The sequence below is a fragment of the Nocardioides sp. cx-173 genome, from assembly GCF_021117365.1.
Taxonomy (GTDB): Bacteria; Actinomycetota; Actinomycetes; order Propionibacteriales; family Nocardioidaceae; genus Nocardioides.
On the sequence record NZ_CP088262.1, the window covers coordinates 1,478,415 to 1,499,766 of the forward strand.

The following is a 21,352-nucleotide window of genomic DNA, read 5'->3' on the forward strand; positions in this document are numbered from 1 at the left end:
GACGGCGCGGAGCGCCCCTGTGGACGACTCGAGGCCTGTTCCGTGCCTCAGGGGGCGCCGCGCGGCTCCTGGTGCTCGAGGTCCCCGCTGAGCTCGTCGACGACCAGGAGGTCGTAGCGGACCTGCCCGGCGCGGAACGAGGCGCGGCCGAGCATGTGGCTGGACACGACGCTGCTGGCCATCTGCAGGAGCACGACCAGGCCGAGCAGCCCGAGGACCGCGGGCTCCCTCAGGCGGAGGGCGACGCCGGCCATCACGAGCATGGTGCCGAGCACCTGCGGCTTGGTCGCGGCGTGCATGCGGCTGAGCAGGTCGGGCATCCGCAGCACGCCGATGGCGGCGACCAGCGCGAGCAGGGCGCCGAGGAGCAGGCACGCCGCGGCCGCGATGTCGGCGAGGTCGGTCCAGCTCATGGGGCCCCCTCCCGGTCGCCGCGCCGGTGGTCGTTGCTGCGGCCGGTGTAGCGGGCGACGCTCACCGCACCCACGAAGCCGCAGCCCGCGAGGACCACGACCACCGCAAGCCCGTAGGTGACGCCCGTGTGGGCGGTGTACAGGCCGACCGCGCTGACGGTGACCGCGACGAGCACGTCGAGGGCCACGCTGCGGTCGAGGATCGTGGGGCCGATCGTCAGCCGGACCAGGAGCAGGAGGGACGCGACGAACAGCAGCCCGCCCGCCACCACGAGGACGGTGGTCATCCGGTGACCTCCTCGACCGGGCGGGGCGGCAGGGCTCGCAGCAGCCGCTGCTCGAGCGCCAGGGCGGTCCGACGGAACTCCTCGGCCGACGCCGCGTCGGGCACGTCGAGGACGTGCAGGTACAGCGTGTGGGTGGAGCGACGGGCCTCCACGACCACCGAGCCCGGGATCAGGGAGAGCATCGCCGCCACCAGCGTCATCGTGAAGTCCGAGGCGCTCTGCAGGTCCACGGCGACGACGGCGTTGCGCACGGGGCGGCGACGCACGACGACGCCGGCGACCTGGGCGCTGGCCCGCACGACCTCGAACAGGAACCGGGCGGTCAACGCGAGCAGGAGCAGCGGCCGCACCCGGGAGACCAGGTCGACCGGGGGCAGCGGGAAGACGACGCACACCAGCACCGCCACCACCACCCCGCCCACCAGGAGCAGCGGCGTCACCTCTCCCCACATCGCCAGCCACACCAGCACGAGCCAGAGGACCGCGAGCGGCTGCACCGCCCGGTGCCGGGCGGGTCGCGTCGTGCCGTCGCGCGTCGTGCGCGTCACCGGGCTCATCGCCGCTCCTCGGTCAGCACGGAGGAGAGGTACGGGTCGCGATCATGGAGGTCGTCGGCGGCCCGGTCGCAGAGCGCGTAGAGCGGGCCGGCGACCACGGTGAGCACCACACTCATCGCGACCAGCCCCGCGGCGGGGAGCAGCATGCCCCACGGGGAGTGGCGGCTGTCCTCGCCAGCCTCGATGAGCGTGTGGAAGTCCCGGTCGGGCAGGTCGTCGTCGCCGAGCCGTCGGGCCTCCTCGATGTCCTGCTTGGAGACGGTGCCGGCGGCGGTGTGGACGTGGCCGCGGTGCTCGTGCACGGCGCCGGTGTCGTGCCCCGGGACCGGCTCGCCGTCCCCGCCGATGGCCGCCAGCGCCTCGTGGGCCTCCAGCGGGGTCCGCCAGAAGGCGACGGCCCACGTCTTGGCCACGGCGTACAGCGTCAGCAGGCTGGTCAGCGCGCCGCCGGCCACCAGCGTCCAGGCCAGCCAGCCGGCGTCCTGCTGCGCGGCCTGGAACAGCCCGACCTTGCCGATGAAGCCCGAGAACGGCGGGATGCCCGCCAGGTTCATCGCGGGGACGAAGAACAGGACGGCGAGCAGGGGCGCGATGCGCGCCAGGCCGCCGATCCGCATCAGCGCGGTGCTGCCGGCGCGGCGCTCGACCAGGCCGAGGACGAGGAACAGGGCGGTCTGGATGGTGATGTGGTGCACCACGTAGAAGATCGTGCCGGAGGTGCCCAGGCGGCTGGCGAGCGCGATCCCCAGCACGAGGTAGCCGATGTGGCTGACGAGCGTGAAGGACAGCATGCGCTTGATGTCGGACTGGGCGACGGCACCCAGGATCCCGACCAGCATCGTGAGCAGGGCCGCCCACAGGAGCAGGTCGGACAGCGGGCTGTCGGGGAAGAGCAGGGTCTGCACCCGCAGGATCGCGTAGATGCCGACCTTGGTCAGCAGTCCGGCGAAGACCGCCGTGACCGGCGCCGGCGCCGTCGGGTAGCTGTCGGGGAGCCAGAAGGACAGCGGGAAGATGGCGGCCTTGATGGCGAAGGTCGTGATCAGCAGCAGCTGGATCATGAGCGAGACGTGGTCGGGCAGCTCGGCCAGCCGCTCGGCGAGGTGCGCCAGCGTCAGCGTGCCGGTGGCGGCGTAGGTCACCGCCAGGGTGATCAGGAACAGCGTCGAGGACAGCAGGTTGACGAGCACGTAGATGGTGCCCGCGCGGATGCGTGCCGCCGTGCCGCCGAGCGTCAGCAGGACGTAGCTGGCGAACAGCAGCATCTCGAAGCTGACGAAGAGGTTGAACAGGTCGCCGGCGAGGAAGGCGTTGGCCACACCGGCGACGAGCACGAGGAACGTCGGATGGTAGACCGAGATCGGCGCCCCCTCCTCGTCCTCGGTCATGCCCTGGCCCACGGAGTACGCCAACACGGCCAGGGTCACCAGGGCGCTGACGAGCAGCATCAGCGCCGCCAGCCGGTCGGCCACCAGGACGATCCCGAGGGTCTCCGGCCAGGCGCCGATCCACATCGTCTGGGGGCCGTGGCGGTCGGCCTGGACGAGCAGCACGGCGGCGGTCGCTACGACGCCCCCCAGCACCAGGAGGGTGAGCCGGCGCTGCAGGCGCGGGTGGTGGAGCAGCGCCAGGGACGCACCGGCACCCAGGATCGGGAGCAGCACGGGAAGCGGGACCAGGGCGTTCACGTCGCCCTCCTGATCTCGGCCGCGTCCGCCTCGAGCGGGTCGTCCAGGGGGCCCTGCCCGGGGTCGCCGCTGGAGTCGTCGCCGGGGAAGTCCGACGTGGTCGCGTCATAGGCCTCGGAGGTGACGTCGCCGGCGGCCAGTCTTCGGATCGTGGCGTCCTCGACGTCGTCCTGCACGTCGTCGTGGCCGTTGAGCTGCCAGCTGCGGTAGGCCATCGCCAGCACGAACGCCGTGGTCGCCAGCGTGATGACGATCGCGGTCAGCACCATCGCCTGGGGCAGTGGGTCGGACAGGCCGCTCAGGTCACCGTCCTTCGCGACGATCGGGGCGCGGCCGGCCGGCCCGCCGGCGACCAGGAACGCCACGCTGACGCCGTTGCCGATCATGACCAGCCCCACCAGCACCCGCGAGAGGCTGCGCTCGAGCAGGAGGTAGACACCGCAGCCCAGGAGGGCGGCGGCGATGAGGACCAGGGTGAGGTTGACGTTCATGCGGCGGCCTGCGCCTTCTGCTGGCGCCGGGCGCGTCGGATGTCACGGTCGATGTGCGAGCCCAGGGCACGCAGGAGATCGAGCACCAGGCCGACCACGACGAGGTAGACACCGACGTCGAACAGCACCGAGGTGACCAGGTGCAGCTCCCCCAGGAACAGCAGCGGCACGTCGACCACGGCCGACTGCAGCACCTCGCCGCCGACGGCCAGCGGGAGCAGCGCCGCGAGTGCGGCGATCGCGAGACCGGACCCGATCAGCCGCCCGGCGTCCACGGGGGCCGCCTCGTCGAGCTCGTAACGACCGCCGGCCAGGTAGCGCACGACCAGCGCCAGGCCGGTGGTCATGCCGGCCGCGAAGCCGCCGCCGGGTGCGTTGTGTCCGGCGAGGAGCAGGTAGATCGAGATGACGACCAGCGTGTGGAAGATCAGCCGGACGATCACCTCGAAGATGATCGAGCGCTTCTCCGGCGCCAGCGTGCGCGACCCGGGCAGCCAGGCCCGGCGACCGGGCCCGGTCGCGATCTTCTGGACGCCGGCCGGGTAGGCGATGTCCTGGACGCGTCGGATGTCGGCCCCGCGCGCGTTGACGAAGACCAGGCTGGCGACGCCCGTGGCGGCGGCCACGAGGACCGCGATCTCGCCCAGGGTGTCCCAGGCCCGGGTGTCGACGAGGATGACGTTGACGATGTTGCTCCCGCCGCCGTAGTCGAGGGCCTCCTGAGGGAGTGCGGCCGAGACCGGGTCGGCGGTGCGGGCCGCCCCGGCCATGAGGAGGAAACCGGCGGTGACGACGCCCACCGCGAGGCCGAGGGCGGCGCGGAAGTAGCGCTGGCGGCTCAGGGGGCGGTCGGTGAAGTACTCCGGCAGGCGGCGCAGGGCCAGCACGAAGACGACCACGGTGAGGGTCTCGACCAGCACCTGGGTCAGCGCGAGGTCCGGCGCCCCGTGGAGGACGAAGAGCAGCGCGGTGCCGTAGCCGGTGACGCTGACGAGCAGGACCGCCCGGAGGCGGCGGCGCGAGCGTGTGGTCATCACCGCGGCGGCGACGATCACGACGCCGACGACCGCCTGGACCGGCGTGTCCCACGCCCGGACCCGCAGATCGCCGAGGCCGTCCAGCAGCGTCGAGCCGGGCAGCACCACCACGACCAGCAGGATGACGGCGAGGTAGGCGGCCGCCGAGCCGCGCTGCAGGACACCGGTGATCTCCACCGCGGAGCGGTCCAGCAGGCGCATGCCGGCGCGGTAGCTGCGCTCCAGGCTCCAGTCGTGGGCCAGGCGCGCCTGGAGGCGCGACACCGGCTCGCGGAGCACGAAGAGCAGCGCGCCGAGCGTGAGGCTCGCGGCGGTGAGCAGCAGGGGCAGACCGACGCCGTGCCAGAGGGTGAGCTTCGGCTCGTGGGCGCCGGGGGGCAGCAGGTCGGCCTGGCCGTCGAGCACCGCCGTCAGTGGTCCACCGAGCAGGCCGAGGACCAGCGACAGCGCGGCCAGGACGACCGGCGCCGCGACGAAGCCAGGGGCCACGGCAGGGACGGCCCGGGCTGTCGGGGCCGCCTCGACCTCGCGGCGGGCGAAGGCGCCCCAGACGAACCGGGCGGAGTACGCCGCCGTGAGGGCCGACCCGAGGACGACCGCGGACACGAGGAGCCAGCCGCTGAGGTGGCTCAGGCCGGAGCCGTCCCCGTCGTGGGCCACGTCGAGCAGGGCGGTGAGCACGCTCTCCTTCGCGACGTAGCCCAGCAGCGGCGGCAGGCCGGCCATCGACGCGGCGGCCGCGGTGGCGGCCACCGCGAGGACCGGCAGGCGGCGGCCGAGCCCCGTCAGCCGGCGCAGGTCGCGGGTGCCGGTGCTGTGGTCGATCACCCCGACGGTGAGGAACAGCGTCGCCTTGAACAGTGCGTGCGCCACCAGCAGGGCGAGGCCGGCGAGCATCGTGCTGCGGGTGCCCACGCCGAGCACCAGGACGAGGAGCCCGAGCTGGCTCACGGTGCCGTAGGCCAGGAGCAGCTTGAGGTCGTGCTGGCGCAGCGCTCGGACGCCGCCGAGCAGCATCGTCGCGACGCCCAGGACCAGCAGCACCGCCCGCCACCCGGGCACTCCCGCGAACGCGGGCGCCAGCAGCGCGACGAGGTAGACACCGGCCTTCACCATCGAGGCCGCGTGCAGGTAGGCGCTGACCGGCGTGGGCGCCGCCATGGCCGACGGCAGCCAGAAGTGGAAGGGGAGCAGGGCCGACTTGCTGATCGCACCGACGAGCATCAGGTGGACGCCGACGGTCACCGCCGTCCCGGTCGGCGGGTCGGCCAGGATCTCGGAGATGCGGAAGGTGCCGGCCTGCCCGCCGACGATCAGCGCTCCGACGAGGAGGACCAGGCCGCCGAGCGTGGTGACCATGAGCGCCTGGATCGCCGCGCGCCGGCTGCTGCGCCGACCGGGGTCGTGGCCGATGAGGAGGAAGGAGAAGACCGTGGTCAGCTCCCAGAAGACGTAGAGCAGGAGCAAGTCGTCGGCCAGCACCAGGCCCAGCATCGCGCCGACGAAGGCGACCAGGACGCCGGCGAAACGGGGGACGCCGGGGTCGGAGTCCCCGAAGTACCACGCGCAGTAGCCCAGGACGAGGGCGCCGATGCCCAGGACGATCAGCGCCATGACCCATTGCAGCGGGCCCAGCGTGAGGGCAAGGTCGATGCCGATGCTGCCCACCCAGGGGTGAGCCTCCATGAGCGCGACGCCGTCGACGATGCTGGGGCCCTGGGCGGCCACCCAGGCGGCTCCGGCCAGCGGGACGAGGGCGATGAGCAGGAAGCCACGGGGACCCGCGCGGAGCACCAGCCACGGCGACAGCGCCGCCGCCGTGAACACGGCGGCGATCAGCACCAGCACAGGCGAAGGTCCTTGCTGTCGAACGTCGGGGGATCACCGTGATTCTACAAGGCGAGAGCTCGTCACCGGCGCCCAGGAGAGCTCTCGACGCGAAGATGGGTGGTAGACCCCATGGGGCGCCGCCACCCGCGCCCGTTCGATGGAGGCATGGGCGAACCAGCCGGCATCGTGCTGACCGTGATCGCGTGGGCGCTGATCGCTCTCCAGGTGTGGCAGACCCGCCACGACCGCGCCCGGATCAGACGGGTGCGGGAGGCGCGGGCCGCCTCGTGCGCGCGGGGCCGGGTGGATTCGCGGGGAGAGCCCGCGCTCGACTAGGCTGGGTACATCGGCGTGCGGTCTCGATCGCGCTCCGAAATTCGCACGCTCGCCGACCACGACGGGGCCCCCGGGCTCCGACCACCCGTGGGCGACGGCCCTCAGTCCCGTGAGACCACCAGGTCGAGCAGGTCGGGCCGCGCGCGGGCGTCAGGCACGAGCGGCACCCGCCGGTCGTGGACGAACTGAAAACGACCCGGAGCCAGCCCCGGCTCGCCCTGACTCAAGGGTGTGCGTACGGCGCTGCTCCGAATCAGGAGATACGAACCATCATGGCAGTTGTCACCATGCGCCAGCTCCTCGAGAGCGGCGTCCACTTCGGGCACCAGACCCGTCGCTGGAACCCCAAGATGAAGCGCTTCATCATGACCGAGCGCAACGGCATCTACATCATCGACCTGCAGCAGTCGCTGGCCTACATCGACCGCTCGTACGCGTTCGTCAAGGAGACCGTCGCCCGCGGCGGCACCGTGATGTTCGTGGGCACCAAGAAGCAGGCGCAGGAGGCCATCGCCGAGCAGGCGACGCGCGTCGGCATGCCCTACGTCAACCAGCGTTGGCTCGGCGGCATGCTCACCAACTTCCAGACCGTGCACCAGCGGATCAACCGTCTCAAGGAGCTCGACGAGGTCGACTTCGACGACGTCGCCGGCAGCAGCCGCACCAAGAAGGAGCTGCTGCAGATGCGTCGCGAGCGCGACAAGCTGAACAAGTCGCTCGGCGGCATCCGCGAGATGAGCCGGACCCCCAACGCGGTCTGGATCGTCGACACCAACAAGGAGCACCTCGCCGTCGAGGAGGCCCGCAAGCTGCGGATCCCGATCATCGGCATCCTGGACTCCAACTGCGACCCCGACCTGGTCGACTTCCCGATCCCGGGCAACGACGACGCCATCCGCGCGGTCGGCCTGCTGACCCGCGTGGTCGCCGACGCCGTGGCCGAGGGCCTCATCGCCCGCTCCGGCGCCAAGTCCGAGAGCACCGCTCCCGGCGCGGCCGAGCCGCTGGCCGACTGGGAGCGCGAGCTCCTCGAGGGTGACGCCGAGAAGGCCGCCGAGAAGGCCACCGCCGCCGACGCCGAGGCCCCGGCCTCCGAGGCGACGGGTGCGTCCACCGAGGGCGCCGCCGCCGCCGAGGTCGCCGACGCCGCGACCGAGGCGCCCGCCGACGAGACGCCCGCCCCCGCGGCCGGCGACGCGGAGGCGACGACCGAGCAGGTCGCCGCCGACGTGGACGCCGCTGCCACGGAGGCTGCGTCGGTCGACACCGCCGCCGCCGAGAAGGACGCCGAGCCGGCGACCGACGAGGCCTCGGCCTGACCGTCTCCGGACCGCGGTGGCGCGTACGACGTACGCGCCACCGCGCCGGTTGATGGCACCACCACCCCACACTTCCGATCCAGAACCCTGGAGACACCCATGGCGAACATCTCCGCCGCCGACGTCAAGAAGCTCCGCGAGCTCACCGGCGCCGGCATGATGGACTGCAAGAAGGCCCTCACCGAGGCCGACGGCGACTTCGACAAGGCCGCCGAGATCCTCCGGATCAAGGGCGGCAAGAAGATGGCCGAGCGCGCCGCCGAGCGCGAGGCGTCTGCCGGCCTGGTCGCCACCTCCGGTGGTGCCCTCGTCGAGCTCAACTGCGAGACCGACTTCGTGGCGAAGGGCGAGCAGTTCATCAAGGCCGCCCAGCAGATCGCCGAGGCCGCCGACGCCGCCAAGGCCGGCGACGCCGAGACCCTCAAGGCCGTGAAGCTCGGGGACAAGACCATCGGCGAGGTGGTCGAGGACCTCGCGGTCTCCATCGGCGAGAAGATCGAGCTCGGCCGGGTCGCCTACTTCGAGGGCCCGACCGTCGTCTACATGCACAAGCGCGCCGCCGACCTGCCGCCCGCCGTCGGCGTGCTGGTCGAGTACGACGGTGACGCCGACGCCGCGCGGGCCGCCGCGATGCAGGTCGCCGCGATGCGCCCGAAGTACCTCACGCGCGACGAGGTCCCCGCGGACGTCGTCGCCAAGGAGCGCGAGATCGCCGAGGCGACCTCCCGCGAGGAGGGCAAGCCCGAGCAGGCGATCGCCAAGATCACCGAGGGCCGGCTGAACGGCTTCTTCAAGGACGTCGTCCTGCTGGAGCAGCCCTCGGTGACGGAGAACAAGAAGAACGTCAAGACCGTGCTCGACGAGGCCGGCACCACCCTGAAGCGGTTCGCCCGTTTCGAGGTCGGCGCCTGACCCAGTAGGTTCGCACCAGACGTTGGACGACGAGGAGGCCGGTTCGATGACCCAGACATGGAGCATCGAACCGGTCTCCTCGCACGTCCCGACCACCACCCACGTACGAAGGGAACTCGTGTGACCGCCTACAAGCGCGTCCTCCTCAAGCTCTCCGGGGAGGTGTTCGGCGGCGGACAGGTCGGCCTCGACCTCGACGTCATCAACACCATCGCCAAGGAGATCGCCGACGTGGCGCGCTCGGGGGTCCAGGTCGCCATCGTCGTCGGCGGGGGCAACTTCTTCCGCGGCGCCGAGCTCCAGCAGCGCGGCATGGAACGTGCCCGCGCCGACTACATGGGCATGCTGGGCACCGTCATGAACTGCCTGGCGCTGCAGGACCTCGTCGAGCAGCACGGCGTCGAGACCCGCGTGCAGACCGCCATCACCATGGGCCAGGTCGCCGAGCCGTACATCCCGCGCCGCGCGATCCGCCACCTGGAGAAGGGGCGCGTGGTCATCTTCGGCGCCGGCGCCGGCATGCCGTTCTTCTCCACCGACACCGTGGCGGCCCAGCGCGCGCTCGAGACCCGTTGCGAGGTCATCTTGATGGGCAAGCGGGGCGTCGACGGCGTCTACGACTCCGACCCCCACCAGAACGCCGAGGCCGTGAAGTTCGACGCCCTCACCTACGACGAGTTCCTCGGGCGCGGCCTGAAGGTGGCCGACGCCACGTCGGTGAGCCTGGCCCGCGACAACAACCTCGACATGGTCTTCTTCAACCTCTCGACCCCCGGCACCATCCGCCGGGCGGTCAGCGGTGAGAAGATCGGCACCACGGTCTCGCGCGACTGAGTCGCCGGATCGGCGCAGCACCCTCCCGACCAGCTAGGAGCACCACGTGATCAACGACATCCTCACCGAGGCAGACTCGAAGATGGACAAGTCCGTCGAGGCCACCCGCGAGGAGTTCGCCGCGATCCGGGCCGGACGGGCGCAGCCCAGCATGTTCAGCAAGATCACCGTCGACTACTACGGCACCCAGACCCCGCTGCAGCAGCTGGCGTCGTTCACGGCCCCCGAGGCACGCATCATCCTGATCCAGCCGTTCGACATCGGGGCGATGCCCGCCATCGAGCGCGCGATCCGCGACTCCGACCTGGGCGTCAACCCGTCCAACGACGGGAAGATGCTGCGCTGCGTCTTCCCCGAGCTGACCGAGGAGCGCCGCAAGGAGTACATCAAGATCGCGAAGGCGAAGGCCGAGGACGGCCGGGTCGCGATCCGCAACCTGCGCCGCACCGCCAAGCAGAACCTCGAGAAGCTCGAGAAGGACGGCGAGGTCGGCAAGGACGACGTGACCGGCGCCGAGAAGCGTCTGGACGGGGCCACCAAGAAGCACACCGACGCCATCGACGAGATGCTCAAGAACAAGGAAGCCGAGCTGCTCGAGGTCTGAGGACCCGCCGCCCCCACTCCATGACCGACACCTCGCCCATGCCTGCGCCGCAGAAGGACCACGGCCGCGCCGGGCGCGACCTCAGGGCTGCCGTGGGCTCCGCGGTCGTGCTGCTCGCGGCGATCGCGCTGTCGCTGCTGTTCTGGAAGCCGGCGTTCATGGCGATCGTCGTGATCGCCGTGGTCGTGGCGATCTGGGAGCTGCGCCGGGGGCTCTCGGCCAAGGGCATTGACATCCCCGAGGAGCCGCTCATGGTGGGCGGCGCGGTCATGGTCGTGGTCGCCTACCTGTACGGCGCCCCGGCGCTGGTCACCGCCACCGCGGTCACCGCCCTCGGCACGATGCTGTGGCTGCTGCGCCGCGGGATCGACGGCTACGTCAAGAACGCGACGGCCTCGGTCTTCACGCTCGTCTACGTGCCGTTCCTCGGCTCCTTCGTGGCGCTGCTGCTGGCCGAGGGCGGGCTGGGCGGCGGGGGGCTGGACGACGACGGCGTCGCCGGCATCCTGGTGTTCATCCTGGTCACGATCTGCTCCGACACCGGCGGCTACATCGCCGGCGTGCTGTTCGGCAAGCACCCGATGGCGCCGGTGATCTCTCCCAAGAAGTCGTGGGAGGGCTTCGCCGGCTCGATGGCCGCCACGGTCGGAGCCGGCATCCTGCTGGTCGTCCACCTCCTCGACGGCGACTGGTGGGTCGGCGCCTGCCTGGGCGTCATCGTCGCCGTGATGGCCACGCTGGGCGACCTGTGCGAGTCGGTCATCAAGCGCGACCTCGGCCTCAAGGACATGAGCCAGGTCGTCCCGGGCCACGGCGGCCTGATGGACCGCCTGGACTCGCTGCTCGCGACGGTCGCACCGGTGTGGCTGCTGCTGCACTACCTCGTCTTCACGTGACCCTGCACCTGGTCCGCCACGGCCGGCCCCTGGTCGACCGCACCCGGCCCGCGGCCGAGTGGGAGCTGGACCCCGCGGGCTTCGACGACGTCTGGGCGCTGCGCGAGTCCGGCCGGCTCCCCGAGGACGCGGCGTGGTTCTGCTCCCCGGAGCCGAAGGCCGTCGCCACCGCCCAGCTCCTGACCGAGGGCGACGTCGGCATCGTCGAGGACCTCCGCGAGCAGGTCCGCGACAGCACCGACTGGCTCGACGACCACGACGCCGTGGTCCGTCTGGCCTTCGCCCAGCCCGACCGGCCCGCGCACCCGGGCTGGGAGCCGCTCGCCACCTGCCGCGACCGGACCCTGACCGCCGTACGGCGGATCCTGGACGTGCACGCGGGCGAGGACGTCGTGCTCGTCGGCCACGGCACCGCCTGGACCCTCGTCGTCGCCGGGCTGACGGGCGCCCCGCCGGACCTGGTGCGCTGGGCCGCGTTGGCGATGCCGGACGTGCTCGTGGTGCCCCCGGCATAGTGGCGCCCGCCCGGCCTTCCCGACCGCCCCGACACCGCCCCCGCATGGCGCAACACCTGAGCCGGTCCGCGGCCGGCTGCCGCCCGCCGGGCGGGAGCGATGACATGCTGACGCCCATGACCGCGCCCACCAGCCAGATCCGTGCCCTGCCGATCATCGGCGGCCTGGCGCTGGGCATGGTGGCCTGCTGGCTCTGGATCGCGGTGGCGCTCATCGTGGGCTTCGGCGCCGCCTACGGCAGCGACTCCGAGGCGCCTGCGATCCTCGCGCTGGCGGTAGCCGCGGTGCCGGTCGTCGTCGGCATCGTGCTGCTCCTGCGTCCCCGCACCCGTCAGCTGGGCGCCGGCTTCCTCATGGGCATCTCGATCGGCTTCATCGCCGGCGCCGGCGTGTGCGCCTCGATGTTCTTCCCCGGGACGTTCTGAGCATGCACGAGACCCTGGGCCCGATCCCCGCCCACGAGCTCTTCGTGCTGCTCGGCGTGCTCGCCGCGGGCGCGGTGTTCGCGCTGGAGGCGCGACGCCGCGGCCAGACCGACGAGCGGCTGGCCTACGTCATCCTCGGCGCGGTCGTCGGTGGGGCGGTCTTCATGCGCCTGGGCACCTGGATGCAGCACGTCGACCTGCGCGCCAACGCCTCGCTCGCCGAGCAGTGGCTCTACGGCAACCGCTCGATCCTCGGCGGCCTGGTGGGCGCCTGGCTGGGCGTCCACGTCGCCAAGCGGGCGGTCGGCTACCGGGCGCGCACCGGCGACCTGTTCGCCCCCGCCGTCGCCCTCGGCATGGCCGTCGGGCGCATCGGCTGCCTGCTCACCGAGGCCCCGGGCACCCCGACCGCCGGCGGCTGGGGGATCACCCTGGACGCGGCGGCCGCCGAGCGCACCGGCGCCCCGGCCGGCGTGGGACTGCACCCCTCGTTCGTCTACGAGATCGTCTTCCACCTGGTCGCGTTCGGGGTGCTGTGGCTCTGGCTGCGCCACCGCGCGCTGCCGCCGGGGGAGTCGTTCGTCTGGTACGTCGCGTCGTACGGCGTCTTCCGCTTCCTCGTCGAGCTCGTCCGCGGAAACGAGGTCGCCTGGGCGGGGCTCACCCGCCCCCAGCTGTTCCTGATGGCGACGGTGCCGCTCGTGCTGCTCCGCATCGCCTACCAGGCGCGCCGCGGTGCCTACCGCGGTGCGCTCCAACCCGCACCACGAGAGCAGGTCGACGCGTGAGCACGCAGGTCACCAGAGGACCCGGGATGCCGCTGCGCGGCGACCGGATCCACCGCTACGTCAACGCCTTCTGCCCGCTGTGCCACGAGGAGCGCCCCGACCGGCCGCTCGCCGAGGTGCGGAGGCTGTCCGGCTGGCTGGTCGAGCGGGACGACCGGATCTGGCTCGAGCGGGGCTGCCCCGACCACGGGCTGGTCCGCACGATGTACGACGAGTCGCCCGAGATCCTGCGCTACCTCGAGGAGTGGACCGCGCCGACCAAGGTCCACGAGCCCGACCTGCGCGGCAACTTCAAGCCGGTGCCGTCGGCCTACGAGGACGGGCTGCCGGAGATGCAGACCCAGCACACCTGCATCCTGCTCGAGGACCTGCTCGACCACTGCAACCTCAAGTGCCCGACCTGCTTCGCGGAGTCCTCGCCGGCGCTCGCGTCGGTCGCCCCGCTCGAGCAGGTGCTGGCCTCGATCGACGCGCGCCTGTCCCGCGAGAACGGCCGCATCGACGTGCTCATGCTCTCGGGCGGCGAGCCGACGCTCTACCCCCAGCTCGCCGAGCTGCTCGACGCGGTGGCCGCGCGCCCCGTCGTACGCGTCCTGGTCAACACCAACGGCCTGCGGGTGGCCCAGGACGACGAGCTGCTGGCGCTGCTGACCCGGCACCGGGAGCGGGTCGAGGTCTACCTGCAGTACGACGGCGGCTCGGCCGAGGCGTCGACGTACCACCGCGGCGCCGACATCCGCCGCTTCAAGGAGCGCGCAATCGAGCGGCTCTCGGCGGCCGGCGTCTTCACCACGCTGACCATGACCGCGGCGCTCGGGGTCAACGACGACGAGATCGGCCACGTCCTCAAGCGCGCCCTGGACACGCCGTACGTGGGCGGCGTGACCATCCAGCCGGTGTTCGGCAGCGGCCGCTCCGGGGCGATCGACCCGATGCAGCGGCTGACCCACACCGGTGTGCTGGCCCGGCTCGAGGAGCAGACGCAGGGGGTCGTGACCTGGCGCGACCTGACCGCGCTGCCGTGCTCGCACCCGCACTGCTGCTCCGTGGGCTATCTGCTGCGCGACGACAGCGGAACGTGGAGCTCGCTCACGAAGCTGATCGGGCACGACAAGCTCAAGCAGTGGCTCGACCTCGAGCCGGACCTGCTGGCCAACCGGATCGCCGACGACACCATCCCCGACACGATGCGCCAGGTCGTCAAGGGCTCGCTGCTCGACCTGCTCTCGGAGCAGTCGTCGCTCTCGCACCCGTCCATGAGCACCATCTGGCGCGACATCTGCCAGAACTGCGACCTCGGCATCGGCACCCTCACGGCGCTGGCCGCCAGTCGCCTGCCCGGACAGCACCAGCGGCTGCGCAAGATGCTGGGGGAGCGGGTGCTGCGGGTGACGGTCAAGCCGTTCATGGACATGGACACGATGATCGAGGAGCGGCTCACGCAGTGCTGCGTGCACGTCGCGACGGTCAACGAGGGGACCGGCGGGCATCAGTGCGCGCCGTTCTGCGCGGTCCAGGCCTGGGCGCCGCTGAGCCGCACCCGCATCTCCACCGCCACCGGCGGGCGCGCGTGAGCCGGGACCCGCGGCTCGTCGAGCCGCAGCGCGTCGGGCCGGACGGCCAGGGCGGCCCGTCCGGACCGCCGGACCCGCTGCGGCTGTGCACGTTCGCGACGGTCGCGCTCCTCGGCTGGCTGCTGGGACCCGTCGCGGTCGTGGTGTTCGCTGCGGTCGGCTTCGCCGGCTACTGGCAGGCCCGCCGCGCGGGGCTGCTGCGCTCGCGCTGCAAGCTCGGCGACACCCGCCTGGTCCTGGTCTACCTCGCCGCACTGGCCGCCGCCGGCGTCGTCGGGATCGTGCTCGGCTGGTGGGTGTGGTGACCCGGCTCCGGCCCCGCGGCGCCCTAGAGTGAGACGGTGAGCCAACACCCCCCGCCGCCGTACGGCGGCACACCTCCCGGGGGCTGGGGGCCACCGGGGCCACCGAGCTCGTGGGGACCACCGCAGCCGAGGCCGCCGGGTGGGCTGCCGGTCTGGGGTCAGGTGCTGGCGGGGGCCGGCATCGGCCTGTTCGCCGGGGTCTTGCTGCTGGTCGTGGTGCTCGCGGTGGTGGCCACCCAGGCCGGCTCCGCCGAGATCTCGGGCCAGACCCTCTTCTGGCTGGTGGTGCTGGTCCCGATCCTGTGCCCCGTCCCGATGCTGCTCTTCCGCCCGACGCGCATGTGGGGCGTCGGCCTGATCATCGGCATCGCGGTGTCGACCATCTCGCTCGCGGGGGTCTGCGCCGCGATCATCACCGGTCTGGACGGTTCCGCATGAGCACCCAACACCCCCTCGACAACCCCCGTGAGCCCACACCGGTCGATGCGGACGGGCACCAGGAGGAGCGTCACGAGCCGCAGGGCGACCCGCCGAGCTGGTGGCACCGCGACCACCCGACGTTCACCTCGCTCATGGGCTTCTTCACGGGCCTGGCGTTCATCATCGTGGTGCCCGGCACGTTCGCCGCCCTCCTCAGCGCGTTCTTCGACACCGGCACCGCGGAGGACCTGTTCCCCTTCGTGGTGCTCACCCTGGCCGTGCCGATCGGCCTGGTGGTGGCGCCGCGCACCCGGCTCTTCGGGCGCTACATGCTGGTCGGGATGGTGACGACGCTGCTCGTGGTGGGCGGGGTCGCCGCGCTGGTGCTCTGGCTGCTCATCAGCCGCGAGGGCTGACGTTTTCGCCCCCTCCCGCGCCGGTGGGAGACTGGGCCCGATGTCCGAGCCGATCAAGACCCTTCCCCTCGTGTTCGACGAGCCCCGTGGGCGCAAGAAGCCGCCGCGGCACCTCGCCGACCTCACGGCCTCCGAGCGCAAGGCGCTCCTGGAGGAGAAGGGGCTGCCCGGCTTCCGCGCCAAGCAGCTCTCGACGCACTACTTCTCCCGCCTGGTCGACGATCCCGAGCAGATGACCGACCTCCCCGCCGGCCAGCGCGCCGAGCTGGTCGAGGCGCTGCTGCCGACGCTGATGACGCCGCTGCGCACCATGGAGGCAGACAAGGGGACCACCCGCAAGACCCTGTGGCGGCTCTTCGACGGCGCCCTCGTCGAGTCGGTCCTGATGCGTTACCCCGGCCGGGTCACCATGTGCGTGTCCAGCCAGGCCGGCTGCGGCATGGCCTGCCCGTTCTGCGCCACCGGTCAGGGCGGCCTGCAGCGCAACATGTCGACCGCCGAGATCGTCGAGCAGGTCGTCGCCGGCGCCCGCGCGCTCGCACGCGGCGAGGTGCCCGGCGGGCCCGGCCGTGTCTCCAACGTGGTGTTCATGGGCATGGGCGAGCCCCTGGCCAACTACAAGGCCGTGATCGGCGCCGTACGCCGCCTCGTCGACCCCTCGCCCGACGGCCTGGGCATGTCCGCGCGCGGCATCACGGTCTCGACGGTCGGCCTGGTGCCGCGGATCCGGCAGCTGACCGAGGAGGGCATCCCGGTCACGCTGGCGCTGAGCCTGCACGCCCCCGACGACGAGCTGCGCAACGAGCTGGTGCCGATCAACACCCGCTTCTCGGTCGCCGAGACCGTGGAGGCCGCCTGGGACTACGCCCGGGTGACCAAGCGCCGGGTGTCGATCGAGTACGCCATGATGCGCGGCATCAACGACCAGGCCCACCGCGCCGACCTGCTCGCCGACGTCCTCAACTCCTACGGCGACTGGGGCTGGGTGCACGTGAACCTGATCCCGCTCAACCCGACGCCCGGCTCGAAGTGGACCGCCTCCGACCCCGCCGACGAGCGCGAGTTCGTACGCCGGCTCGAGGCGAAGGGCATCCCCACCACGGTCCGCGACACCCGGGGCAGCGAGATCGACGGAGCCTGCGGGCAGCTGGCCGCCGTCGAGGTCTGACATGACCCTGAGCCCGGACCGGGTCGCCGCGGCGAGCAGCGACTGGGTGTGGGTCCCCGACTCGGCGAGCGCCGTCGAGACCGCCGACTACCTGCTGGTCCGCTTCCCGGACTGGTTCGAGCATCCCGCGTCGCTGGTCCGCTTCGAGCCCACCGGTGATCCGGCGGCCGCGCTCGACGAGGCGGCGGCGAAGGCCCGCGAGCTCGGCGCCGACCGGCTGGTCGTGTGGGTCAGGGCCGGGGCGGAGCCCGGGCTCGAGAGCCTGCTCGTGGCCCGCCGCGGCGTGGTCGACGAGGTCCTCGACATCCTCGCCCTCGACCTCGCCTCGGCCACCCCCGAACTCGGCGCGCCCGAGCACCTCGGCCTTCGCTGGACCACCGAGGCCGAGGTGGTCCGTGCCGCGGAGGAGGTCTCGGTCCAGGTGTTCGGCGGCGCCGTGCCGCCCGAGGACGAGCTGGCCGCCATGCTCGAGCGGGACCGCAGGACGGTGGCGACCGGTGGTGGCGGCATCGTCGTGGCCTACGCCGACGACCGTCCGCTCGGCTTCGGCGGCGTCGGCGTCGTCGACGACGTGGCCCGGCTGTGGGGCGGCGCCGTGCTCGAGGAGGCCCGCGGCCGCGGCGTCTACCGTGCCGTCCTCGCGGAGCGGCTTCGCTACGCCCTCGCTCAGGGCGCGGCGATGGCGCTCGTCAAGGGCCGGGTCGCCACCTCCGGCCCGATCCTGCGCCGGGCCGGCTTCGCGCCCTACGGGCAGGAGCGCTCCTACCTGCTGCCGCTCTGAGGCGCCGCGGCCACGGCGGCCGGATGAGGCCCCTCGGGCAGCACGACGGCGCCCTCGGCGCGACGCAGCCGCCCGGCGAGCCTCTGACCCCGGGCCGAGAGCGCCACGACCGCGCGCCGGCGGTCGGCGGGATCGACGCGGCGTACGACGAGCCCGTGCTCCACCAGCTTGTCCATGTGGCGGGTCATGCTGGCCGCGGGGACGACGGCCTCGGCGCCGACGTCGCTCATGCCCAGGCCCGGCGTGTCCTCGACGACGGCCAGGATCCGCCAGTGCTCCAGGCTCAGCCCGTGCTCGTCGAGGACCGGCTGGAGCCGCTCGCGCACGGCCGCCTCGGCCCGCCGCAGCTGCACGGCGATGCTGCCGGTCTGAGCAGCGGTGGCGAGGCCTTCGGTCACGGCCTGCTCCTTCGGGCTGGGGGCGACGACGAGACGCGCGTGGCTACCTGGTGAACGGCGCCGCACCGTGGTCGTATCACCCCTATCCTAGGCAGAGCCACTGCGATTTCCGTTGGAACGTGCGCCCGCAACGACGCCGGCCCGCCCAGCCCAGGCACCCGGAGGTCTCGTGCCCGCCCGCTCTGCCGAGATGCTCTCGGTCGCCCTCGTCGTCCCGCTGCAGGGGCCCACGGGGCTCTACGGCCCGTCCTGCCTGGCCTGCGCCGAGCTCGCCGCCGAGCAGCTCAACGAGCGCGACGGCATCGCGGGACGCCAGGTGGAGCTGGTGGTGGTCGACGCCGGGCGCGAGCCCCGGGTGGTCGCCGACGAGGTCGGCAGGCTGGTGGACGAGGGGCGGGTCCAGGCGGTCGCGGGGTGGCACATCTCCGCGGTACGACAGGCGATCACGCGGCGCGTCGGCGGCCGGGTCGTCTACGCGTTCGCCGCGATGCACGAGGGTGGAGACGCCACCCCGGGCGTCTACATGATCGGTGAGCGCCCCATCAACCAGCTGCTGCCGGCGGCACACTGGATGCGCGAGGAGCTCGCGGTGGGCCGGTGGGCGATCGTGGGCAACGACTACGTCTTCCCGCGGGTCACCGGCGCCACGGCCAGGCTCGCGCTGGCCGACACCACCTCCGAGGTCGTCAGCGAGACCTACGTGCCGCTCGGGACCAGCGACTTCGGGGCGGTGATCGAGAGTCTGTCCCGCCAGCCGGTCGACGGGGTGATGATGCTGCTGATGGGGCAGGACGCCGTCCACTTCAACCGCCAGTTCGCGCGCGCCGGGCTCTCGGCGCTGCTCCCGCGGCTCAGCCCGGCCGTCGAGGAGAACACGCTGCTGGCAGGCGGCGCCGGCGCCCACGAGGGCCTGTACGCGGCCGCGGCCTACTTCGACGCGCTCGGCACCGCCGAGAGCACCGAGCTGGCGCGCGCCTACTACGCCCGCTGGGGGCGCTGGGCGCCCACCCTCAACGCTGTGGGGGAGTCCTGCTACGAGGCGCTGTACTTCCTTGCCCGCGTCGGAGAGGTCTGCGGCTCCGTCGAGGTGGCGGCGGTCGCGGCGATGCCGTCCGGCCACTTCTACTCCAGCCCCCGGGGGCTGATGCGGCTCGACGGCAACCTCCTGGACCAGGACGTCTACGTCGCCGCTGCCGACGGCATGGAGTTCCGCATCGAGCAGCAGATCGCCCGGGCTCACTGACGCACTCACTGACGCACTTACTGGCGGGCTCACTGGCCCACCGCGCTCGCGTGCGCCGCGGCCCAGGCCGCCCCCAGCTCCGCCTCGTGGGCCTGCGCACCCAGCCGCCGCCACAGGGTGCCGCCGGCGTCCAGGTCGAAGCGGTACTCCGTCACACCGGCGACGGCCGGTGGCGGCCCCACCGACAGCACCGAGGAGACGACCCGGCGCCCGCCCAGCAGCCCCGCCGCCGCGGCCGGGTTCAGCGGCAGGTCCTCCACGAGGACCGGCCGGCCGGCCACCGTGACGTCGGTCCGCTGCCGGATAGAGCCGGGCGCCTCGCGGTGGCGGCCGAGCACCAGGGTCTCCCGCAGGGCCAGTCGGGCGCCGTCGGCCAGGCGCAGGACCGTCGTCCGGTCCACGTCGGCGCCGGCGGCCACGACGAACGGCTCCCCGGCCCAGGTCAGCACCGCCCCCGGTCCCAGCGTCACCAGCACCGACCAGGAGGCGCTGCCGCCGCGCATGTCGAAGGCCACCGTCCCGCCGGGCTCGACCAGGTCCAGCCGGGCGCCCGCGTCGACGCTGACCTCGAGCGAGATCGCGTCGCCGGCGAGGAGCAGGGCGCCCTCCGGCACCAGCGAGACCAGCGCCTGCCGGGCGTCGTGGTGCACGAGCACCGGGCGCAGCGAGGTCGCGCTGGGGTCCGAGAGGGTCACCTCCGTGCGCACCCGGCAGCGCGCGCCGTCGGGGGACGGGCTGACCCGCACCCGGGTGCGGGCGCCGCGCTCAGTGCTCGTGAGCATGCACGTGCCGCGCCATCGGTCCGGGGTCGCTCGGCACCAGCACTCCCGACGTGTGGCGCTCGCGCACCCGGTCCAGCCACGCCACCAGGGACTCGACGCTGGCCGGGTCGGTCCGCGAGAGGCCGATGACCGGGCGACCGCTCCGGGCCGCCGCGGCCTCGGTGAGCATCCGGGCTACGTCCACCCCGACGTACGGCGCCAGGTCGGTCTTGTTGACCACGAGCAGGTCGGCCCGCTCGATGCCGGGGCCGCCCTTGCGGGCCACGTCGCCGCCGCCGGCCACGTCGAGCACGAACACCTGGGCATCGACCAGGGCGGGGGAGAAGGTCGCGGTGAGGTTGTCGCCACCCGACTCCAGGAGCACGACGTCGAGGTCGGGGTAGGTCTGCTCGAGCTCCTCGACCATCATCAGGTTGGCACTGATGTCGTCCCGGATCGCCGTGTGCGGGCAGGCTCCGGTCTCGACGGCGCGGATCCGGTCGGCCGCCAGCACCCCGGCCGAGCGCAGGAAGCGGGCGTCCTCGTCGGTGTAGATGTCGTTGGTGACGACGGCGAGGCTGAGCCGGTCCGACAGCTCTCGGCACAGCAGCGCGATCAGGGAGCTCTTGCCGGTGCCGACGGGTCCGCAGACCCCCAGGCGCAGCGGACGGCTCGGGTGGGTGTGCTCAGGCACGGAACAGCCTCCTCGTGGTGCGGGCGTGGGCCTCTGCCCACTCCTCGATCTGGGGCGCGGTGACGGCGGGGATGTCGGCCGGGTCCTGCACCTCGGCCACCTCCAGCGCCACGACCGCGACGTCGGTCAGCGCGTCGGCGACCCAGCCGGCGACCGTGACCGGGTCCAGGGGCACCAGCTTGAGCGCCGCGGCGCACACGGTCTGCACGTCGTCGTAGGCCACCAGGTGCGCCAGCGCGGCGGCGCCGAGCCCGAGGTGCGCGGCGATGCACCCGAGCACGGTGGCTCGTGCGGGACGCTCGACGTGCGCGAGCGGGAGCAGGGCGTCCGGCCAGAGCCGGCCGGCGAGCCGCAGGAGGGCCTGCCCCTGGTCCCGCGAGGCCGTGCGCAGCGCCGGGGAGACGGTGCGCGCGGCCCATGCCCGCTCGACGTCGACCAGGCCAGGGCCGCCGGCCAGGACGGCGTGACGCGCGGCCACGGCGGTGCCGGCCTCCACGCGGGTCACCCCTCGGAGCCGGGTGCGGACGTAGCCGGGCACCTGGTCCTCGGCGAGACCGTGGCGCAGCGCGCCCTCGAGGGTGGCCGACTGCGTGTGTCCGGCGACGGGTAGGCGCGCGTCGGCCAGCAGCAGGAGGACGAGGTCGGGGTGGGTCATGGCGC

The 21,352-nt window shown here is 72.8% G+C and carries 26 protein-coding genes; 16 read left to right on the forward strand and 10 right to left on the reverse strand.

Features of this window, described 5'->3' with window-relative positions:
* Positions 1–47 precede the first annotated feature (47 nt).
* Genes mnhG through LQ940_RS07180 form a run of 6 tightly spaced genes read right to left on the reverse strand, consistent with a single transcriptional unit; the run spans position 48 to position 6,321 of the window.
* Entirely contained in the window at positions 48–413 is a 366-nt protein-coding gene (gene mnhG / locus LQ940_RS07155) for a monovalent cation/H(+) antiporter subunit G (RefSeq protein WP_231242303.1), read from the reverse strand.
* The gene (locus LQ940_RS07160) at positions 410–700 is read right to left on the reverse strand and encodes a monovalent cation/H+ antiporter complex subunit F (RefSeq protein WP_231242304.1); all 291 of its coding nucleotides are present in this window, start codon (positions 698–700) and stop codon (positions 410–412) included. The genes mnhG and LQ940_RS07160 overlap by 4 nt, the downstream gene beginning before the upstream one ends.
* A complete protein-coding gene (locus LQ940_RS07165; RefSeq protein WP_231242305.1) occupies positions 697–1,257 on the reverse strand; it encodes a Na+/H+ antiporter subunit E in 561 nt (186 codons plus the stop codon). The genes LQ940_RS07160 and LQ940_RS07165 overlap by 4 nt, the downstream gene beginning before the upstream one ends.
* Positions 1,254–2,945, reverse strand: a complete 1,692-nt coding sequence (locus LQ940_RS07170) for a Na+/H+ antiporter subunit D (RefSeq protein WP_231242306.1) — start codon at positions 2,943–2,945, stop codon at positions 1,254–1,256. Before LQ940_RS07170 ends, LQ940_RS07165 begins: the two co-directional genes overlap by 4 nt.
* The gene (locus LQ940_RS07175; protein WP_231242307.1) at positions 2,942–3,436 is read right to left on the reverse strand and encodes a Na(+)/H(+) antiporter subunit C; all 495 of its coding nucleotides are present in this window, start codon (positions 3,434–3,436) and stop codon (positions 2,942–2,944) included. Before LQ940_RS07175 ends, LQ940_RS07170 begins: the two co-directional genes overlap by 4 nt.
* The gene (locus LQ940_RS07180; RefSeq protein WP_231242308.1) at positions 3,433–6,321 is read right to left on the reverse strand and encodes a Na+/H+ antiporter subunit A; all 2,889 of its coding nucleotides are present in this window, start codon (positions 6,319–6,321) and stop codon (positions 3,433–3,435) included. Before LQ940_RS07180 ends, LQ940_RS07175 begins: the two co-directional genes overlap by 4 nt.
* 147 nt (positions 6,322–6,468) lie before the next feature.
* On the opposite strand from LQ940_RS07180, the gene LQ940_RS07185 reads away from it, so the two are divergent.
* The 15 genes from LQ940_RS07185 (at position 6,469) to LQ940_RS07255 (ending at position 17,596) form a co-directional block, all read left to right on the forward strand.
* Entirely contained in the window at positions 6,469–6,639 is a 171-nt protein-coding gene (locus tag LQ940_RS07185) for a hypothetical protein (protein ID WP_231242309.1), read from the forward strand.
* 272 nt (positions 6,640–6,911) lie between these two features.
* Positions 6,912–7,958 carry a 30S ribosomal protein S2 gene (gene rpsB, locus LQ940_RS07190; RefSeq protein WP_231242310.1) on the forward strand — a complete coding sequence of 349 codons (1,047 nt, stop codon included), beginning with the start codon at positions 6,912–6,914 and terminating at the stop codon, positions 7,956–7,958.
* Positions 7,959–8,057: 99 nt separating this feature from the next.
* Complete coding sequence (gene tsf, locus LQ940_RS07195; RefSeq protein WP_231242311.1) at positions 8,058–8,870, forward strand: translation elongation factor Ts; 813 nt, start codon at positions 8,058–8,060, stop codon at positions 8,868–8,870.
* A 120-nt stretch (positions 8,871–8,990) separates the two neighbouring features.
* The gene (gene pyrH, locus LQ940_RS07200) at positions 8,991–9,704 is read left to right on the forward strand and encodes a UMP kinase (protein WP_231242312.1); all 714 of its coding nucleotides are present in this window, start codon (positions 8,991–8,993) and stop codon (positions 9,702–9,704) included.
* A 49-nt stretch (positions 9,705–9,753) separates the two neighbouring features.
* On the forward strand, positions 9,754–10,308 hold the full coding sequence (gene frr / locus LQ940_RS07205) for a ribosome recycling factor (protein ID WP_231242350.1): 555 nt from the start codon (positions 9,754–9,756) through the stop codon (positions 10,306–10,308).
* Between the two features lie 38 nt (positions 10,309–10,346).
* Positions 10,347–11,204 carry a phosphatidate cytidylyltransferase gene (locus tag LQ940_RS07210; protein ID WP_231242313.1) on the forward strand — a complete coding sequence of 286 codons (858 nt, stop codon included), beginning with the start codon at positions 10,347–10,349 and terminating at the stop codon, positions 11,202–11,204.
* Complete coding sequence (locus LQ940_RS07215; RefSeq protein ID WP_231242314.1) at positions 11,201–11,719, forward strand: histidine phosphatase family protein; 519 nt, start codon at positions 11,201–11,203, stop codon at positions 11,717–11,719. The genes LQ940_RS07210 and LQ940_RS07215 overlap by 4 nt, the downstream gene beginning before the upstream one ends.
* A 116-nt stretch (positions 11,720–11,835) precedes the next feature.
* On the forward strand, positions 11,836–12,144 hold the full coding sequence (locus LQ940_RS07220; RefSeq protein ID WP_231242315.1) for a hypothetical protein: 309 nt from the start codon (positions 11,836–11,838) through the stop codon (positions 12,142–12,144).
* Positions 12,145–12,146: 2 nt separating this feature from the next.
* Entirely contained in the window at positions 12,147–12,932 is a 786-nt protein-coding gene (locus LQ940_RS07225) for a prolipoprotein diacylglyceryl transferase (protein WP_231242316.1), read from the forward strand.
* A complete protein-coding gene (locus LQ940_RS07230) occupies positions 12,929–14,506 on the forward strand; it encodes a radical SAM protein (RefSeq protein WP_231242317.1) in 1,578 nt (525 codons plus the stop codon). The genes LQ940_RS07225 and LQ940_RS07230 overlap by 4 nt, the downstream gene beginning before the upstream one ends.
* Positions 14,503–14,811 carry a hypothetical protein gene (locus LQ940_RS07235; protein WP_231242318.1) on the forward strand — a complete coding sequence of 103 codons (309 nt, stop codon included), beginning with the start codon at positions 14,503–14,505 and terminating at the stop codon, positions 14,809–14,811. Before LQ940_RS07230 ends, LQ940_RS07235 begins: the two co-directional genes overlap by 4 nt.
* 36 nt (positions 14,812–14,847) lie before the next feature.
* A complete protein-coding gene (locus LQ940_RS07240) occupies positions 14,848–15,249 on the forward strand; it encodes a hypothetical protein (protein ID WP_231242319.1) in 402 nt (133 codons plus the stop codon).
* Complete coding sequence (locus LQ940_RS07245) at positions 15,246–15,647, forward strand: hypothetical protein (protein ID WP_231242320.1); 402 nt, start codon at positions 15,246–15,248, stop codon at positions 15,645–15,647. The genes LQ940_RS07240 and LQ940_RS07245 overlap by 4 nt, the downstream gene beginning before the upstream one ends.
* Positions 15,648–15,687: 40 nt before the next feature.
* On the forward strand, positions 15,688–16,815 hold the full coding sequence (rlmN, locus tag LQ940_RS07250; RefSeq protein ID WP_231242321.1) for a 23S rRNA (adenine(2503)-C(2))-methyltransferase RlmN: 1,128 nt from the start codon (positions 15,688–15,690) through the stop codon (positions 16,813–16,815).
* Between the two features lies 1 nt (position 16,816).
* The gene (locus LQ940_RS07255) at positions 16,817–17,596 is read left to right on the forward strand and encodes a GNAT family N-acetyltransferase (protein WP_231242322.1); all 780 of its coding nucleotides are present in this window, start codon (positions 16,817–16,819) and stop codon (positions 17,594–17,596) included.
* Here LQ940_RS07255 and LQ940_RS07260 read toward each other — a convergent pair.
* Positions 17,578–17,994: a MarR family winged helix-turn-helix transcriptional regulator gene (locus LQ940_RS07260; protein ID WP_231242323.1), complete on the reverse strand. Its 417-nt coding sequence runs from the start codon at positions 17,992–17,994 to the stop codon at positions 17,578–17,580. The two genes, LQ940_RS07255 and LQ940_RS07260, sit on opposite strands and share 19 nt — an antisense overlap.
* 169 nt (positions 17,995–18,163) lie before the next feature.
* On the opposite strand from LQ940_RS07260, the gene LQ940_RS07265 reads away from it, so the two are divergent.
* On the forward strand, positions 18,164–19,237 hold the full coding sequence (locus LQ940_RS07265) for a substrate-binding domain-containing protein (protein WP_231242324.1): 1,074 nt from the start codon (positions 18,164–18,166) through the stop codon (positions 19,235–19,237).
* Positions 19,238–19,266: 29 nt separating this feature from the next.
* Here the strand turns inward: LQ940_RS07265 and LQ940_RS07270 are convergent, their stop codons facing one another.
* The 3 genes from LQ940_RS07270 to LQ940_RS07280 are packed head-to-tail and all read right to left on the reverse strand — an operon-like array spanning position 19,267 to position 21,347.
* Positions 19,267–20,019, reverse strand: coding sequence for an urease accessory protein UreD (locus LQ940_RS07270; protein WP_231242325.1), 753 nt, complete (start codon positions 20,017–20,019; stop codon positions 19,267–19,269).
* Entirely contained in the window at positions 20,003–20,692 is a 690-nt protein-coding gene (gene ureG, locus LQ940_RS07275) for an urease accessory protein UreG (RefSeq protein WP_231242326.1), read from the reverse strand. The genes LQ940_RS07270 and ureG overlap by 17 nt, the downstream gene beginning before the upstream one ends.
* Complete coding sequence (locus LQ940_RS07280; protein WP_231242327.1) at positions 20,685–21,347, reverse strand: urease accessory protein UreF; 663 nt, start codon at positions 21,345–21,347, stop codon at positions 20,685–20,687. Before LQ940_RS07280 ends, ureG begins: the two co-directional genes overlap by 8 nt.
* Positions 21,348–21,352 lie beyond the last annotated feature (5 nt).

Coding starts and splice junctions, on each gene's coding strand:
- LQ940_RS07165 (WP_231242305.1), bottom strand. CDS start 1,257: ATGAGCCCGGTGACGCGCACGACGCGCGACGGCACGACGCGACCCGCC.
- LQ940_RS07270 (WP_231242325.1), bottom strand. CDS start 20,019: ATGCTCACGAGCACTGAGCGCGGCGCCCGCACCCGGGTGCGGGTCAGC.
- rpsB (WP_231242310.1), top strand. CDS start 6,912: ATGGCAGTTGTCACCATGCGCCAGCTCCTCGAGAGCGGCGTCCACTTC.
- LQ940_RS07255 (WP_231242322.1), top strand. CDS start 16,817: ATGACCCTGAGCCCGGACCGGGTCGCCGCGGCGAGCAGCGACTGGGTG.
- LQ940_RS07175 (WP_231242307.1), bottom strand. CDS start 3,436: ATGAACGTCAACCTCACCCTGGTCCTCATCGCCGCCGCCCTCCTGGGC.
- rlmN (WP_231242321.1), top strand. CDS start 15,688: ATGTCCGAGCCGATCAAGACCCTTCCCCTCGTGTTCGACGAGCCCCGT.
- LQ940_RS07160 (WP_231242304.1), bottom strand. CDS start 700: ATGACCACCGTCCTCGTGGTGGCGGGCGGGCTGCTGTTCGTCGCGTCC.
- LQ940_RS07225 (WP_231242316.1), top strand. CDS start 12,147: ATGCACGAGACCCTGGGCCCGATCCCCGCCCACGAGCTCTTCGTGCTG.
- LQ940_RS07245 (WP_231242320.1), top strand. CDS start 15,246: ATGAGCACCCAACACCCCCTCGACAACCCCCGTGAGCCCACACCGGTC.
- LQ940_RS07280 (WP_231242327.1), bottom strand. CDS start 21,347: ATGACCCACCCCGACCTCGTCCTCCTGCTGCTGGCCGACGCGCGCCTA.
- mnhG (WP_231242303.1), bottom strand. CDS start 413: ATGAGCTGGACCGACCTCGCCGACATCGCGGCCGCGGCGTGCCTGCTC.
- LQ940_RS07185 (WP_231242309.1), top strand. CDS start 6,469: ATGGGCGAACCAGCCGGCATCGTGCTGACCGTGATCGCGTGGGCGCTG.
- LQ940_RS07220 (WP_231242315.1), top strand. CDS start 11,836: ATGACCGCGCCCACCAGCCAGATCCGTGCCCTGCCGATCATCGGCGGC.
- LQ940_RS07210 (WP_231242313.1), top strand. CDS start 10,347: ATGCCTGCGCCGCAGAAGGACCACGGCCGCGCCGGGCGCGACCTCAGG.
- tsf (WP_231242311.1), top strand. CDS start 8,058: ATGGCGAACATCTCCGCCGCCGACGTCAAGAAGCTCCGCGAGCTCACC.